10 protein-coding genes are annotated in these 16,634 nt (G+C 61.3%); 4 read left to right on the top strand and 6 right to left on the bottom strand.

The features are described from left to right. Positions 1 to 525 precede the first annotated feature (525 nt). Positions 526 to 2,211, top strand: coding sequence for a phospholipase C (locus tag ACOSV0_RS26945; protein WP_434115259.1), 1,686 nt, complete (start codon positions 526 to 528; stop codon positions 2,209 to 2,211). Positions 2,212 to 2,416: 205 nt separating this feature from the next. On the opposite strand, the gene ACOSV0_RS26940 is transcribed toward ACOSV0_RS26945, so the two are convergent. The 3 genes from ACOSV0_RS26940 to ACOSV0_RS26930 all read right to left on the bottom strand — a co-directional run bounded on the left by ACOSV0_RS26940 (position 2,417) and on the right by ACOSV0_RS26930 (position 7,330). Next, complete coding sequence (locus ACOSV0_RS26940) at positions 2,417 to 5,515, bottom strand: efflux RND transporter permease subunit (protein WP_434115257.1); 3,099 nt, start codon at positions 5,513 to 5,515, stop codon at positions 2,417 to 2,419. Further along, positions 5,512 to 6,633: an efflux RND transporter periplasmic adaptor subunit gene (locus ACOSV0_RS26935; protein ID WP_434115255.1), complete on the bottom strand. Its 1,122-nt coding sequence runs from the start codon at positions 6,631 to 6,633 to the stop codon at positions 5,512 to 5,514. Before ACOSV0_RS26935 ends, ACOSV0_RS26940 begins: the two co-directional genes overlap by 4 nt. Positions 6,634 to 6,712: 79 nt before the next feature. Further along, a complete protein-coding gene (locus tag ACOSV0_RS26930) occupies positions 6,713 to 7,330 on the bottom strand; it encodes a TetR/AcrR family transcriptional regulator (RefSeq protein WP_434115254.1) in 618 nt (205 codons plus the stop codon). Positions 7,331 to 7,416: 86 nt separating this feature from the next. Between ACOSV0_RS26930 and ACOSV0_RS26925 the strand changes: the two genes are divergently transcribed. After that, the gene (locus ACOSV0_RS26925; protein ID WP_434115252.1) at positions 7,417 to 8,919 is read left to right on the top strand and encodes an efflux transporter outer membrane subunit; all 1,503 of its coding nucleotides are present in this window, start codon (positions 7,417 to 7,419) and stop codon (positions 8,917 to 8,919) included. Between the two features lie 206 nt (positions 8,920 to 9,125). Here the strand turns inward: ACOSV0_RS26925 and ACOSV0_RS26920 are convergent, their stop codons facing one another. The 3 genes from ACOSV0_RS26920 to ACOSV0_RS26910 all read right to left on the bottom strand — a co-directional run bounded on the left by ACOSV0_RS26920 (position 9,126) and on the right by ACOSV0_RS26910 (position 13,699). After that, complete coding sequence (locus tag ACOSV0_RS26920; RefSeq protein WP_434115250.1) at positions 9,126 to 10,586, bottom strand: MFS transporter; 1,461 nt, start codon at positions 10,584 to 10,586, stop codon at positions 9,126 to 9,128. A gap of 136 nt (positions 10,587 to 10,722) precedes the next feature. Next, the gene (locus ACOSV0_RS26915) at positions 10,723 to 12,690 is read right to left on the bottom strand and encodes an aconitase family protein (protein ID WP_434115249.1); all 1,968 of its coding nucleotides are present in this window, start codon (positions 12,688 to 12,690) and stop codon (positions 10,723 to 10,725) included. Positions 12,691 to 12,796: 106 nt separating this feature from the next. Next, entirely contained in the window at positions 12,797 to 13,699 is a 903-nt protein-coding gene (locus tag ACOSV0_RS26910; RefSeq protein ID WP_434115247.1) for a LysR family transcriptional regulator, read from the bottom strand. Positions 13,700 to 14,082: 383 nt separating this feature from the next. Here ACOSV0_RS26910 and ACOSV0_RS26905 point away from each other — a divergent pair, with 383 nt between their 5' ends. Both ACOSV0_RS26905 and ACOSV0_RS26900 read left to right on the top strand, forming a co-directional pair. Then, the gene (locus tag ACOSV0_RS26905; protein ID WP_434115245.1) at positions 14,083 to 14,817 is read left to right on the top strand and encodes a gluconate 2-dehydrogenase subunit 3 family protein; all 735 of its coding nucleotides are present in this window, start codon (positions 14,083 to 14,085) and stop codon (positions 14,815 to 14,817) included. Next, a complete protein-coding gene (locus ACOSV0_RS26900; protein WP_434115243.1) occupies positions 14,817 to 16,595 on the top strand; it encodes a GMC family oxidoreductase in 1,779 nt (592 codons plus the stop codon). The genes ACOSV0_RS26905 and ACOSV0_RS26900 overlap by 1 nt, the downstream gene beginning before the upstream one ends. Positions 16,596 to 16,634 lie beyond the last annotated feature (39 nt).

Raw genomic sequence — 16,634 nt, 5'->3', positions numbered from 1 at the left:
TTCGGGTGACGGCGTGCTTGACCTGCGCGTGCCGGATTCGCATCTCGCCGCGCGCGCGTCAGCCGCTTGTCTGGAGCCGCGAACGCGCCTAGATACTGAGCCACCCCTGGTTTGGTGAAGGCTCCGGCTCTTGAGAGATCAGTCGAAGTTTCGGGGCTATGCCTGCATCCACTATCACTCCGCCTGCTGTCGACCTGAAGGGGACCATCGTCCGGTCAATGTCCCGGGCGGCCCTTTCCGCGGCAATTCCCGCCTGAAACATGACAGGCATTGCCAACACTCCTTCAACCGGTCTTCCCACCCACGATCGAGTTGACGCCCCGATACGCAGATCGCGAATCGAAACAAGATGAAAGCTTCCTGACGCCAATCATTCATGCGTACGTGATTGAATGATTGGCGCCTGCTGGACTGCAATCGCCGCGAGGCTCTCTATTGTCGGATTAAATCAGCGTTGTGAAGCAGGTTAGATAAGCCATCCCGGCGGCGCGATTATCTTTGGGTAACTCTACTGGGAGCCACACAATGCTTTGGCGTCGGATTGCCTTTATCTCGCTCACGGCTGTCGCGCTTGCGACGACGGCTGCATGGAGCGCCAGCGAAGACCACGACGGGGACCAGCATGGCTCCCGGCGTGACGAAGTCCACACAGCCACCCCCATCAAGCATCTGGTCGTGATCTATGGGGAGAACGTATCGTTCGATCACTATTTCGCGACCTACCCCCATGCGGCAAATCCGCCGGGAGAACCTGCGTTTGCAGCGCAAGCCGGCACGCCAGAGGTAAACGGCTTATCGGGCACGTTGTTGACGGCCAACCCGAACTTTACGAACTCCGCCAATGGCACGGGCGCGGCCAATCCGTTCCGTCTCGATCGCACGCAGGCGGCCACGGCCGACCAGAACCATGCGTACACGGCCGAGCAGCAGGCCTACGACAACGGCCGTGCGGACCTCTTTCCGAAATACACGGGTAACGGCACCACGGGCGGCGCCGGTGCGTTCGGCACGGCCGGCCAGGTGATGGGTTACTACGACGGCAATACGGTCACGGCGCTCTGGAACTATGCGCAGAACTTCGCGATGAGCGATAACGCCTATACAGCGACATATGGTCCGTCGACGCCAGGTGCGCTCGAAGTGGTCTCAGGACAGACCAACGGCATGAAAGTCGTCTTGACGTCGAAACAACCCTCGACGGCCGGCTCGTACTACGTCAACGACGGCCAAGGCGGATTCACGATGATCAACGACGTCGATCCTGCCTACGATCTATGCTCGAGCACCACCGATACCGCGCAGATGACCGGCAAGAACATCGGCGACCTGCTCAACGCGCGCAACATTACGTGGGGCGGGTTCATGGGCGGCTTCAATCTGTCGACCACGAACGGCAACGGAACGACAGGCTGCAAACGCAGCACGACCTCGCAAGTGGTCGGCGCCGCCACGGCCGACTACATTCCGCACCACAACTGGTTCCAGTACTACGCGTCGACGTCAAACCCCAAGCATTTGCGCCCCAGTTCGGTGTCGGCCATCGGGCATACCTACGAGGCACATCGCTCGACCGTCGATCCCGCGAATCACCAGTACGATATCGACGATTTCTATAGCGCTGTTCAAGCCGGCAATTTCCCTGCGGTGAGCTTCCTGAAGGCGCCTGCCTATCAGGACGGTCACGCCGGGTACTCGGATCCGCTCGATGAGCAGGCGTTCGTGACGAAGGTTGTCAACTTCCTGCAACAGCAGCCGGATTGGCGTGACACGGCCGTGATCGTGGCATGGGATGACTCCGACGGCTGGTACGACCACGCCTTTGCACTGACGACGAGCGCCTCGTTCGACCCGGTGGCGGATCAGTTGACTAGCCCAGGTATTTGCGGCTCAGGCACTGGACCCGACGGTTTGAAGGGCAAACCGGTGAACGGCCGCTGCGGTCCCGGCACCCGCATTCCGTTTGTTGTGATTTCGCCATGGGCGAAACAGAACTACGTCGACCATACGCTGATCGATCAGTCGTCAGTAGTGCGTTTCATCGAAGACAACTGGCTTGACGGCAAGCGTATCGGAGGCGGCTCGTTCGACGCGACGGCGGGCAGCATCACGGATATGTTCGATTTCAACCGCCGCCACGATGAGCACCGGGAGAGCAAGCTCTACCTCGATCCGAGCTCTGGCTTGCCCGTCAAGACACCTCCATCCATCTGACGCGTAACGCTTGTCCGTCCGACGCTGAATGTCTTGCGCCACAGCCCGCTGTTGCCGGGCTGTGGCCTCGACGATCGATATCGTACGGTTTGAGCGCGGCCACACTCGATTGACGCACGCCGTAGTTGTCCTGAAGGGGCAAGTCTTGCGCCTGCGGATCGTATGGTGAACACCCGGAAACATCCACGCTCGACGGCAACGATGTCTACGAATCGGTACTTTCGCTCAACTCAAGGACGACGCCGGCTTCCGATGTATCAGGCCTGATCTTGAACCAGATGGAGTACATCGCGGGGAGGAACACCAGAGTCATGATCGTGCCCGCGAACGTCCCCCCAATCAGCGTGTAGGCTAGTGTGCCCCAGAACACGGAATGGGTGAGTGGGATGAAAGCGAGCATCGCGGCGAGCGCGGTCAGAATGACTGGCCGGGACCGCTGGATCGTCGCCTCCACCACCGCATGGAACGGCGACATCCCCTCCCGGGTGTTATGCTCGATCTGTCCGATGAGGATCAGCGTATTGCGCATCAATATGCCCGAAAGCGCGATCAGTCCCACCAGTGCATTGATTCCGAACGGCTGATTGAACAGGAGCAATGTGGGAACCACGCCGATCAAGCCGAGCGGGCTGGTCGCAAACACCATGATGGTCGCGGCGATCGACCGTGTCTGGAAGATGATGATCAGCAACGTGAGCGCTATCATGATCGGAAACAGCGGCACGAGCGCCCTCGTCGCCTTGCCCGATTCTTCTATCGAACCGGCTTCCTCGATCCGGTAACCATCCGGCAGCTTCGCAATAATCGGCTGCAGCTTCGCCAGTATCGCAGTCGACACATCCGGCGGCTGCAGTCCCTCAGCAATGTCGCCACGTACCGTGATGGTCGGCGTGCGATCGCGACGTCGCAAAATCGGATCTTCCATGCGGATATCGACCTTCCCTATCTGGGACAACGGCACGCGTTGACCCGCCGCACCGACGAGCGTGAACCCATTGATCCGATCCGGATCGAGCCGGATATCGCCGGCCGATCTCGCGACCACCTCGACAGAGCGAATATCTTCGCGCACATCGGTGATCGGTATTCCTGTCAGCAGGAACTGCAACTGCTGGCCGACGGCACTGGAAGTCAATCCGACAGCCGCAAGTCGATCCTGATCCAGCGTGAAGTGAAGCGTCGGAACGCGCGGACCCCAGTCGGTATTCACGGTTTGCATCATGGGACTGGCGCTCATGACGCCCTCGACCTGCGCGGCGATAACTCGCAGGGTGTTGGCATCAGGGCCCATTACGCGGAAAGCGACCGGATACGGAGAATAAGGGCCGAACACCAGTTGCGTAACGCGTACCTGTGCGCCAGGCACCAACCCTTCGGCCACGGCCTTGCGCAAACGGAACTTCAGGGCCTCCCGCTCCTTCTCGTCATCGGTGCGTATCACAATCTTTGCAAAGGACGGATCCGGAAGCTCCGGAGACATCGCCAGATAGAAGCGGGGCGCGCCCTGCCCGATGTATGACGTCACAATTTTTGCGTCGGACTGCTTCGCAAGCCAGGCCTCAACTCTGGTCGTGGCAGCAGTGGTTTGCTCAATGGAGGTGCCATAGGGCATCTGGACCTCGACCAGCACTTCGGGGCGATCGGAGGTCGGGAAGAACTGCTGCTTCACTACGCTCATTCCCAGCACAGCCACCATGAAGGACGCCAGCACGATCCCCGCGACGAGCCACTTGCGCTGGACCACACGTATCAGGATTCGGCGAAAACGCTGGTAATTCGGGGTGTTATAAATCGCCTCGTGACCCCCTTCGATTTTTGGGATCTCGGGCAATAACTTGACGCCGAGGTACGGCGTGAAGACGACAGCAACGATCCACGATGTGACCAGCGCAATACCAACAATCCAGAACATGTTGCTGGTGTACTCGCCGGCCGTCGAGCGGGCAAAGCCATTGGGCATGAAACCCACCGCCGTGACCAGGGTGCCCGAGAGCATGGGGGCCGCTGTATGGCTCCATGCATACGCGGACGCCTGCACGCGGCTATATCCCTCCTCCATCTTCACGACCATCATCTCAATCGCGATAATGGCATCGTCGACGAGCAGGCCTAACGCAAGGATCAGTGAGCCCAGCGTGATACGGTCGAAGTTCTTCCCGCTTGCAGCCATCACGATGAATACGCCCGCGAGCGTCAGTGGCACGGCCGCGGACACCACGATGCCGACGCGCCATCCCATGCTTGCGAAGCTGACCACCATAACGACGAGCAGCGCGACGAAGAACTTGATCATGAACTCATCGACCGCGGAATGGATGTTGACGGCCTGGTCGGTCACTTTCGACAAAGTCATGCCCACCGGCAGCCCGCCGTTGATGGCAGCCACTTCCTTGTCGAGCGCCTGCCCCAGATTCAGTCCGTTCCAGCCGTCGCGCATGACGACCCCGAGGAGCAAGGCCGGCTCGCCATTGTTGCGGATCTGGAAGGTGGCCGGATCCTCATAGCCTCGCTCGACGGTGGCCACGTCGGCAAGCTTGAGCGTGCGTCCCTGGACCACGATGGGCGTGTCCCGGATCTTCTGCAACTTGTCGAAAGCGCCCTCGATGCGGATGAAAACCTGCGCTCCGGCGGTATCGATCGAACCGGCCGGTGTCAGGACGTTCTGGCTGTTCAGCGCCGCGAAGATGTCCTGCGGGGTCACGCCAAGCGTCGCCAGCCGATCGTGTGAAAACGAGACATAGATACGTTCAGCCTGCTCGCCGATGATGTTGACCTTCTTCACGCCCGCGACGTGCAGGAGGCGCTGGCGCAGATCTTCCGCGTCCCGGACGAGCAACCGTTCGGGCTGCCCTTTCGCCTTCAGCGCAAACAAGGCAAAGGTGACGTCCGAGTACTCGTCGTTCACGAGTGGCCCGATCACGCCTCGTGGCAGATTGTTCGCTTCGTCGGAGAGTTTCTTGCGCGCCTGGTAGAACTCTTCCGGGACCTCGGCCGGCGGGGTACTGTCCAGCAAGGTCACCGTCGTGAATGCCAGACCCGGGCGCGTGTAGGTTTCCGTCCGGTCGTACCAGTGCAGCTCCTGCATGCGCTTCTCAAGCGGTTCGGCCACCTGGTCCTGCATCTCCTGCGCAGTTGCGCCCGGCCATGCCGTGATGACCGTCATGGTCTTGACTGTAAAAGGGGGATCCTCCGCCCGTCCGAGCTTGAAAAAAGCGACGACACCCGCAACAGAGATCAGGATGATCAGAAAGAGCGTGACAGAGCGCTCGCGGACGGCAAGCGCTGACAGATTGAACCCGCTCATTGCTGCTCTCCTTCGCGGGTGAGCGATGCCGTCGCCAGTCCGTCATCGATGAGGCGCACCTTTTCGCCGTCGTGGATCAGCTGGGCCCCGAGAGCGATCACGCGATCACCCTCGTGAAGGTCACCGGTGACCCTTGCCGTGTCATCGCTCAAGCTTGCGACATGGACCTTATGCCACGACGCATGGGCCGGCGCTCCCTCGATCGTCCACACGCCAACGCCCGTGCCGGGATCGAATAACGCGCCGCTCGGGACTTCCATGGCGCGTTCGGTTTGCGTGGCATCAGCGGGAAGGTTGATCGTCACCGTAGCACCGAGCGGCGCGCCGGCAAGCGCACCACCGAGTACGTATCTAGCCTCATAGGTACGCGTCAGTTGGTCGGCGGAATCCGAGAGCTGCCGCAGAGTCGCAGCGCTACCGTTACCGTTGTTGCCGTAAAGCGTTGCTTGTGCAGTCGAACCGGGTGCGGGACGAAGCGTTTCCGGCAGTTGAACGATGGCTTCACGGGGGCCCGCGTGCGCCAGACGCACGACAACCTGGCCGGCGCTCACGACATGGCCCGGCTCAGCCAGGGTCTCGACGATCACGCCGTCGGAATCGGCGACCAGTACGGCATAACCCGATGCGTTATTCGCAAGGTCAGCCTGTGCCTTGGCAGCAATGAGCTGGGCTTTCGCAGAATCGGCGGCCGCTTTGAGCTGCTCATACGTCGACGCCGATACAGCGCCCGCGGCCACGAGGTCGCGGTACCGGGCCTCATCGTCAGCGGTCTGCGTGGCGCGAGCCTGTGCGGCGTCCACCAGCTTCTGCTCCGAACGGGCCTGCAACCCGAGATCGACCGGATCGATGCGCATCAAAGGCTGGCCGCGCTTGACCGTCTGCCCGGCGTCAACCAGACGTTCGACGACTTTCCCCTGAACCCGGAAACCCAGGTCACTTTGAACGCGGGCGCCCACGACCCCCGTGAATGAGCGGCTGGCCCCCGGGGCGTAGTGGACAACGCTCGCACGTACCAGCGGAGCTTCGGTACGCGGATCAGAGACATGCCTGTCGCCACACGCCGCAAGGGCGATCGACGTCAGGCTGAGTGTGAATACGAAATAACGGCGCCAAAACATGAGGACTCTCCTTGCGACGAGTAAGTGTCCTCATTCTGATGCGAGTGACCAAATCAGTCAATGGTCACATATAAAAATATCACGGCGCCAAACTTCTGAGCACAAGATTTGAAAGCCGCACCGTCGCGTCTTCCGCAGAATCCAGGTTGTATTGCAGCAGCAGCGGGTTGGTGTACGGCTTCATCACCAGAAAGATCGCGTGCACAGTCTCGTCCAGAGGAGTCTTGCGCTCAAATTCACCGGATTCACGCCCCTGAAGCACGATCTGCGTCAAAAGATCCTGTATTCGTGTCTCATAGCCTCCAACCGATGGCCACGGTGCGGCCGCGGCAACCGCAGCGATATCGTAGAGCTTGCGATCCGCGAAAAAGAGTTCGCTGCCGGCAGTCAGCAACGTCTTGAACATACGGCGAAATTTCTCAGTCGCACCGTACGGTTCGGCGACGGCTTCATTCACTGCAGCGATGATGGCTGCAAGCCGGTTCGCACAGATCACCTCGCCGATGGCCTGCTTCGAATCGAAGAACTTATAGATATAGGCTTTCGAGAAGCCGATTGCCTTCGCAAGGTCTGAAACCGTTGTCTTCTCATAACCGTAGCGGCTGAAGTAGTCCGTCGCCGCGTCGACAATCTGGGCGCGAACCTCATGTTCCGTGGGGCCACGGGACGGCTGTTGGGATGGGATGGGCTTGTTCATATCGAAAGCTTAGCCTCCAAGAAGGTGATTGACAACCAGTGACCGTATTGTATATTGGTCACAATGCTACTACTTCAGAGTCGATCATGCCTTCACATTTCCGCCCCCTTCTCCTGCTCTCCGCCGCAGTCCTTTCAGCCTGCACGGTAGGTCCAGACTACCGCAAGCCGACTGCCCCACTGCCGGCCACCTATATGTCGCAGCCGGCCACCCATGCTGATGCCGCTGTCCCTGCGGCGGACCTGTCCGCCTGGTGGGAGCAGTTCAACGATCCCCTTCTGACACGCTACGTCTCATTGGCTCTTTCAGAGAACCTGGACCTTGCTCAGGCAGTCGCGCGTATCGATCAGGCTCGTGCACGTCTGGGCGCGGCGGACGCGGCGCTTCTCCCCTCGGCGACGGTTACTGGCTCGGCAGCCAGAGCTTACCAGTCGGTCGATACGCCGGTAGGCCAGTTGCTCAATGCGACGCCGAATTACCCGCGCTGGGGCAGCGAGTATCAAACCAACCTCGAAGCCGGCTGGGAAATCGACATATTTGGCGGACTGCGTCGGCAACGTGAAGCTGCGCTCGCGGACTATTCAGCCACCCGGGCGGCAGCCGTCGCTACCAGACTTGCCGTCGCAGCCCAGACGGCCGACGTCTACGTCACGATCAGGGGCATCCAGTCCAGGCTTGACATTGCCAGTCATCAGGTGAAAACACAGGAAGACCTGGTCGCCAATGTGAAGCTGCTGTACGCGAAAGGAATCGCGGCCGACTATCAGGTCCAACAGGCGCAGGGTGAACTCGACCAGGTTAAAGCGACGATTCCAGTCCTGAATGCAGGCCTGGATGCAGCTTTGAATGCGCTCGATGTCATGCTCGGCTCGCCGCCGGGCACGCATCGGACGGAGTTGGCCAGTGCTGCCTCCATTCCGTCTGTGCCATCCATTTCAGATATGGGGACGCCAGCGGACCTGCTGCAACGACGTCCCGATCTGATTGCGGCCGAGCGTCATCTGGCCTCCACCAATGCGCAGATAGGCGCAGCAATCAGTGAGTATTATCCAAAATTCTCGCTCAGCGCGATGCTGGGAAGCGCTACTGCTGTTTCGGCGGGGACACTCTTTACCGGCGGCGCCACGCAGGCTGCCGGCCTCATGGGATTGCGCTGGCGACTGTTTGACTTTGGCCGCATCAACGCGCAGGTCAACGAGGCCAAAGGAGCAGATGCAGAAGCGCTCGCAGCCTATCGCCTGGCCGTACTTCGTGCCACAGAGGATGTTGAAGATTCCCTCTCGTCACTCGTGAACCGCGAGGCACAGACCGCTACCCTGTTACACGCCGAATCGTCCCTGTCGAGGGCAAGGGATTCCTCGATGGCCGCTTACCGTGGCGGCGCCGCGAGTCTGATTGATGTATTGCACGCCGACGAGACTGTGCTGCAGGCGTCGGACACGAGGGCTCAGGCGCAGACGGAATCTGCACGTGCGGCCATCTCGACGTTCAAGGCGCTTGGCGGCGGCTGGAATCCGGAATCGCTGGCACTGCAGAAGCCTTCACCGGCGGCATCCGGCTCAAAAATCGTATCAGCGGCCGGATCCTGAATTGCGGTCCATCACATCTGCGCGCATGGTGGCGGCAAAATAAATTGCCTGAAAACGCAAACGCCGACCCATCGAGGTCGGCGTTTTTCTGTAAAGCATATCTTTGCAGTGACTGCAAAATACGCTTCCTGCCCCACTCAAAACCAATCCAGCGTGATGTACGGCGGAGTGCGCAAACACTTTCTGCATCACTCCCCCACACCCCACTACCTGGAAATCTTCTCCAACTCAAGCCCCTTCGTCCTCGGCCCCATCAACCCAATCGCCAGCATCACGATCAGCATCGCCCCAGCGATAAACACAAACACCCCAGTCGTCCCAAAGTGCTTCAACACGGCCGCAATCAAAAACGCCGTAAAAATCGCCGAAAACCGGCTCCACGAATAGACGAAACCCACCGCACGCGCCCGGATGCTAGTCGGAAAAAGCTCCGTCTGATACGCATGGTAGCTGTACGAAATGATATTGCCCGCGAGCGTCAGACACACGCCGAGACTCACCAGCAACACCGCGCCAGAGGCCTGGCTAAACCACAACCCGCACACGATATTCACCGCAGCCATCACCACGATCACCGTCTTGCGCTCGAAGCGGTCGCCGATAAAGAGACCAATCACCGGACCAAGCGGCGCGGCCAACGCGATCACGCTCGAGTACATCAGGCTCGTGGTAATCGTAATGCCTTGCTTGATCAGCAGCGTCGGCACCCAGTTCGCAAAGCCGTAGAAGCCGACCGTTTGGAAGATGTTGAAGATTGTCATCATCAGCGTGCGGCTGCGGTACGGCGGCACCCACATATCGCGGAAGCTGCCACGCGGCGCGACCGGCACCGGCGGCGCGGGCGGCGGCAACTCACGGCCGTATTCGCTGCGCACTTTCGCTTCGAGCTCACTCATCACGCGATCGGCTTCGGCAAGACGCCCTTGCTGTGCGAGCCAACGCGGACTTTCCGGCAACGCGCGGCGGATCCACCAGACAAACAACGCACCGTGCGCGCCGATCAGCACCACCCAGCGCCAGCCATCGAGACCGAGCAACGTGCGCGGCACCAATAGATAAGAGAGAAAAGCCACCACCGGCACCGCCGTAAAACCAACCGCCTGCTCGCACGCGAAAGCGCGGCCGCGAATCTGTTTGGGCACCAACTCCGAAATATACGTACCGATCGTCACCAGCTCGACGCCGATGCCGACCCCCGCCACGAAGCGCCAGAAGTTCAAACCCGTCGCCGTTTCCTGAAACGCCATCACGACGTTGGCCGCCGTGTACCACAGCAGCGAATACGTGAACACGGCGCGGCGTCCGAAGCGATCCGCCAGAAAGCCGCACGCGATCGTGCCGATGAACAGCCCGCTAAACAAGGCCGCAATGAAACTCGCGACACCGGTCGAGCCGAACAGGCCGTGCGTCGTCGCGGTCAGCAGGCCGCTTTTGACGAGGCCGGGCGCGACATAGCCCGAGTACAGCAGATCGTAAAGTTCGAAGAAAAAGCCGAGGCTCAGCAGCACCACCAGCTTCCAGATGGAACGCGTGGCGGGCAGCCGGTCGAGGCGCGCGGAAATGCTGCCGGCGTCGAGCGTCGCTGACGTAGTGGACGCAGCACTTGCGGCAGACGCCGCGCCGCCTGCGCTGCGCGCGACGGACCCGGCGTGATCGGGCGATGTCATATTGTTTGTCTCCTGGTGATGCGGATCAGGCAGGCGATGCACGATGATGCCCGCCGCGGCCGGTCTTGTGCCGGCCTTTCGTACTTTCGCGTATGACGCGCACCACGATGCCGGGCCGCAAGGTCCGGCCAGCATTCTAGCCGCGTGCGCGCTTCAGTTGTTCGAAGGTGGTGATTTTTCCGGCCAGCGCGCTTGCCGCAACGGTGTACGGACTCGCGAGCCACACATTGCCCGGACCTGAACGGCCGGGGAAATTGCGGTTGATCGCGCTGATCGTCACTTCGTTCGCATCGGCCGACTGCCCCGGTCCGCAATTCGCGCACGAACCGCAACCCGGCATCACGAGTGTCACGCCCGCGCGCTCGAAAACCGGCAAATAGCCCTGGCGCTCGCAATACGCGCGCACCGCCATCGTACCGAATTGCAGAAAGAGACGCGTGCCCTCGGGCACATGCATGCCCTGCTCCACACCCCAACGCAATACCTCATGATAGAAGTCGAAGTCTTCGCGCTTGCCTGCCGTACACGAGCCACCGTACGCGATATCGATCGCGACGTCCTGCTCCAGTTGCGGTGCCGGCACACCGTTGCCCGGATCGCCTGGACGCGCGAGCATCGGTTCGATGGCGGTGGCGTCGATGCGGATCGTGTCGCGATACGTCGCGTCCGGATCGCTTTTCATCCAGTTTTCAAGGGTGAAATCGACACCGCGACGCTCCTTCAGAAACGCCACCGTGCGCTCGTCCGGTTCCACGATGCCCGTGAAGCCGCCCAGTTCAGCGACCATGTTGGTCAGCGTGGCGCGCTCGTCGATCGACATCGCGCGCACCGCTGAGCCGCCGTACTCGAACACGAGGCCGATCGCGCCGCCCGAGCGGATCGCATCCATCCGCAGCATATGCAGCACGACGTCCTTCGCGGTGACACCGTCGCGCAATGCGCCGTCGATTTCAATGCGCAAAGTCTCCGGCACTTTGCAGCGCACGTAGCCCGTCACCCAGCTATTGGCGATTTCCGTTGCGCCCGCACCGAATGCGAGGCAACCGAGCGCGCCGGAATGCGGCGTGTGCGAATCGGTGCCGCACGCAACCTGTCCCGGCAATGCGTATTGCTCGGCCATCAACGCATGACAGATGCCTTCGGAACCTGGCGCGTTGTCGAGCGCGCCGTGCGAGCGCACCGGATAATCGCGCGAAAACGACGTATGCCCTTCCATCAGATTGGCAACGCCTGGCAGCAAGCCGTCGCGTACGTGCGGAATGCTTTGCGACGCGAGCACCAGATGATCCTGGAACGCGATGATGTGATCCGGCGCATGCAGCGGTGCAGGTTTGCCGAACGCGCGATGCATCAGATGCGCGCACATGCCGGTGAAATAGTCGTGGCTGAAGCGCCAGTCGGCCGCGATGAACACGCCGTCGCCGCGCTGCGCGCTTTCAATGCCAGGATGAAGATGACGCTCGATAATCTTCTCGACCAGCGTCTTCGGTCCGGCGCCATTCGCAGCGTGTGCAACGTTTGCAACGTGTGCGGCATCTCGCACACGCGGCGCCGGCCAGTCCGCGAACCTGCTGTACGCAAGCAAGCCGCCGCTGCGAATGATTTGCTGCGTGAGCGCGTCGCGGCCTTTGAGAAACTCGTCGATCGGCACCGCCTCGCCTGCGATCAGACGATCGAGCACGGCGAAATCGGTTGTAGTGAGAATGCCGATGTTGTCGCAGTTCTGCTGATAGATGCGCTCGAAACTCTCCGCGACGATCAAGCGGATGCCCGCCGACAACTCCGCCAATGGACTCGATTCACGCGACGACCCTTTGCCGTAGCGCTTACCCGCAACCGTCACCTGAAAGCCGCCGTCCCTGATCGCATTGCGGCCGATCGGCAAGCGCTCGCCCGCCTTGAAGCCGACGTACGGATACTGGCCGAGGCGCTCGTCATACGTGAGCATGACGGTGACCGGCGTGATTTCGTCAGTGGAGACGTTGTCGCGCAGCGGGCCCGCAGTCGCGCGCGTGAAATTTTCACCGGCCAGTTGCGCCTCGATCACCTCGGGATCTTCTGACAGGTACAGCACGCGGCCATCCAGACGAATCGTATCGCTCATATGCATTCTCCTTGCGCTCACTATACGGTGCACGCAAGCGATGCCGAAGTGCTGGTCCGGCAATGCAGACGTCTCGTTTGGAGAATGGCGCGCGGCGTCCCGCGCGCTAGGGCTTGCTGCCGAGAAATCCCACCAGCGCCGCGGCACTGGCGCTCAACTGATCGCGAGACTTGAAGATCATGATGAGATGCCGCACCGCCCAGGCGTCGCTCAAGGACAGCAAGCGCACATCGAGCGCATTCACATAGAGCAGCCCGACCTGCTCGGGCACGACCGCAATGCCGAGGCCGGCGTGGACCATCCGGCACAGCGCGTCGAGGCTGCTGACGCGGATCTTGACGTCGAGCTGCCGCCCCGCGACGGCGGCCTGCTGCGCAAGAAGCTTCGTCAGTGCACTCTCGCTGCGCAGGCCGACAAAGCTATCGCCGAGCAGATCGCCGAACCCCACGCGCGATACGTTGGCAAGACGATGCCCGCCCGGCACCAGCACCGCCAGCCGGTCTTCCCTGTACGGCACCTGTTCGAAAGCTTCGCTGCCCGCCACCGGATTGCAGATGCCGAAATCCGCGCCATGTTCGTCGACGATACGCAGCACGTCCGCGCTGTTCTCCTCCTCCAGTTCGATCGACACCTCCGGGAACACGCGCCCGAAGGCCGCCACGTCTTCCGGCAAAAACTGCACGATCGACGAAAGATTCGCCACCACCCGCACCCGCCCCTTCGCACCCGACGAAAAACGCGACAACTCGGCGCTCATCTGTTCGATGTTGCCGATGATCTCCTGCGCAAAGCGCAGCACGGTCTCGCCGACCGGCGTCACGGTAATGCCGCGCGACTGGCGCTGAATCACCGGCAGGCCGATCAGCGCCTCGATCTCGGCGATACGCCGGCTCACGGCGGACGACGCAATGAACTCGCGCTCGGCCGCCCGCGCAATGTTCTGCTCCTGGCAGACGGCGACGAAGAGGCGCAGCGAGGTGAGGTCGAGTTTCTTGAGGAGGTTTTCCATGGGGTCGCTTGACGGTGAATCCCTCGATTGTGACGTGCCTTGCGCGATTCGCAAAAGCGCCGCCCAGACGGGCTCCGCCTGCCGGTAAGCCACTCCGGATGGTTTGCCAGAACGGCGTCCCTTCCATTGCGCATTCTGAAACGTCGCTTTTTCGCATCAGTTTCATCCGGGTCGATCCGACCCGTTCGCAGGCCACCCAGCCTGAAAAACACCTATGATTTGAAAGACATATTTCTTTCAGAACGACATTTAATCACTTCATGAAACAGCTTATTGTAAAAATGTAGAAACACTTTGGAACCGGTTCCATTTACTATGGCGCCGAAATCCGACGACCGTCCGTGGGCACCAGGGCGCGCTCCCATCTCGCGATAAAGAACAATATGGCTCAATCTCCCCTCACCTCCCGCCGTGGCTTCTTACGCACGGCCGTCGCGCTGGTTCCCGCCGGGACCCTCGCCGGCTGTGAAGTCAAGCAATCCGCGACCACCGCCGCGCCGGGTTCAAGCGCGCCCGCTACCGCGGGCCAGGCCTCCGGCGCCGACTACAAACCGCATTTCTTCGACGCGAAAGAATGGGCCTTCGTCCATGCGGCCGTCGACCGCCTGATCCCCGCCGACAGCGAAGGCCCGGGCGCCGTCGAAGCCGGCGTGCCCGAATTCATCGACCGTCAGATGGACACGCCGTACGCGCATGGCGCGCTCTGGTACATGCAGGGCCCGTTTGCCCAGGGCGCGCCGGAACTCGGCTATCAGTTGAAGCTCGTGCCGCGCGATCTGTACCGCCTGGGCATCGCAGCGGTCAACGCCTACTGCACGAAGACCTATGGGCATCCATTCGACGCCCTCGACGCGCCCACGCGCGACACCGTCCTGACCGCGCTGGAGAAAGGATCGATCGATCTCGCTGACGTGCCGGCCGGCGCCTTCTTCGGCCAGTTGCTGCAAAACACCCGCGAAGGCTACTTCTGCGACCCGATCCACGGCGGCAATCGCGACATGGGCGGCTGGAAGATGATCGGCTTCCCCGGCGCGCGCGCCGATTTCATGGACTTCGTCAATCAGAACGGCCAGGCCTATCCGTATAGCCCCGTGTCGATCCAGGGAAAACGCACCTGATGACTACACAAACCAAACCCCACACCGATGCGGTGATCATCGGCTTCGGCTGGACCGGTGCGATCCTCGCGAAGGAACTCACCGAGGCCGGACTCAACGTGGTCGCGCTCGAACGCGGCGAGTATCGCGACACCTATCCGGACGGCGCCTATCCGAACACGATCGACGAGCTGACCTACAACATCCGCAAGAAGCTGTTCCTCGATCTCTCCAAGACCACCGTGTCGATCCGTCATAACGTCGGCGAAACGGCACTGCCCTACCGGCAACTCGCGGCGTTCCTGCCCGGCGAAGGCGTGGGCGGTGCGGGTCTGCACTGGTCGGGCGTGCACTTCCGCATCACGCCGGAAGAGCTGCGTCTGAAGAGCCACTACGAAGAACGCTACGGCAAGCGCTTCATTCCGGAAGGCATGACGATCCAGGACTATGGCGTCAGCTACGACGAACTCGAACCGCATTTCGACTTCGCCGAAAAAGTGTTCGGCACCTCGGGCCAGGCCTATAAGGTCAACGGCAAGGTAGTCGGCGACGGCAACATATTCGACGCGCCGCGCAGCGACAACTTCCCGCTCCCCGCGCAGTTGAACACGTACTCGGCCGAACGCTTCGGCAAGGCCGCACGCGAACTCGGGCTGCACCCGTACCGCCTGCCTTCGGCGAATACCTCGGGTCCGTACACGAATCCGTACGGCGTGCAGATGGGCCCGTGCAATTTCTGCGGATTCTGCAGCGGCTACGCGTGCTACATGTATTCGAAGGCCTCGCCGAACCTGAACATTCTGCCGGCGCTGAAGCCATTGCCGAATTTCGAACTGCGCTCGCGCTGCCACGTGCTGCGCGTGGAACTCGACGATACGAAAAAGCGCGCCAAGGGCGTGACGTACGTCGATCCGGCCGGCAACGAAGTCTTTCAACCCGCGGATCTCGTGATTGTCGCGGCGTTCCAGTATCACAACGTCCACCTGCTTCTGCTGTCGGGCATCGGCAAGCCGTATGACCCGATCTCGGGCGAAGGCGTGGTGGGCCGCAATTTCGCGTATCAGAACCTCTCGACGATCACCGCGTTCTTCGACAAGGACACCTTCACCAATCCGTTCATCGGCGCGGGCGGCAACGGCGTCGCGGTGGACGACTTCAATGCCGACAACTTCGATCACGGCCCGCTCGGTTTTGTCGGCGGCTCGCCGTTGTGGGTGAACCAGGCCGGCACCAAACCGATCAGCGGCATTGCGACACCGGCCGGCACGCCGAACTGGGGCGTGGACTGGAAGAAATCGGTCAAGGACCACTACGCCCACACGATTTCGATGGACGCGCACGGCTCCAACATGTCGTATCGCGACGTCTTCCTCGACCTCGATCCGACCTATCGCGACTCGTACGGCCAGCCGCTGCTGCGCATGACCTTCGACTGGAAGGACAACGACATCAAGATGGCGCGGTACGTGACTGGACAGATGCACAAGATCGCGCAGCAGATGGGGCCGAAGGACATCAACGTCTATACACGCGAGTTCGGCGCGCACTTCGATTCGCGCCGCTATCAGACCACTCACCTCGTCGGCGGCGCGATCATGGGCACCGATCCGAAGACGAGCGTGCTGAACCGTTACCTGCAAAGCTGGGACGTGCACAACGTGTTCGTGATGGGCGCGTCGGCGTTCCCGCAAGGCATCGGCTACAACCCGACCGGCCTCGTCGCCGCACTCGCCTATTGGTCGGCGCGAGCGATTCGCACGCAGTATCTGAAGAACCCCGGGCCGCTGGTGAGCGTATGAAGAAAAACATCGATATCCAACGCCTGGGTCGGGCATTCA

The organism is Paraburkholderia caffeinilytica, from assembly GCF_051027425.1.
Classification (GTDB): Bacteria; Pseudomonadota; Gammaproteobacteria; order Burkholderiales; family Burkholderiaceae; genus Paraburkholderia; species Paraburkholderia caffeinilytica_A.
The sequence above is the reverse complement of the archived record's forward strand: the minus strand, read 5'-3'. Positions and strand labels throughout refer to the sequence as shown.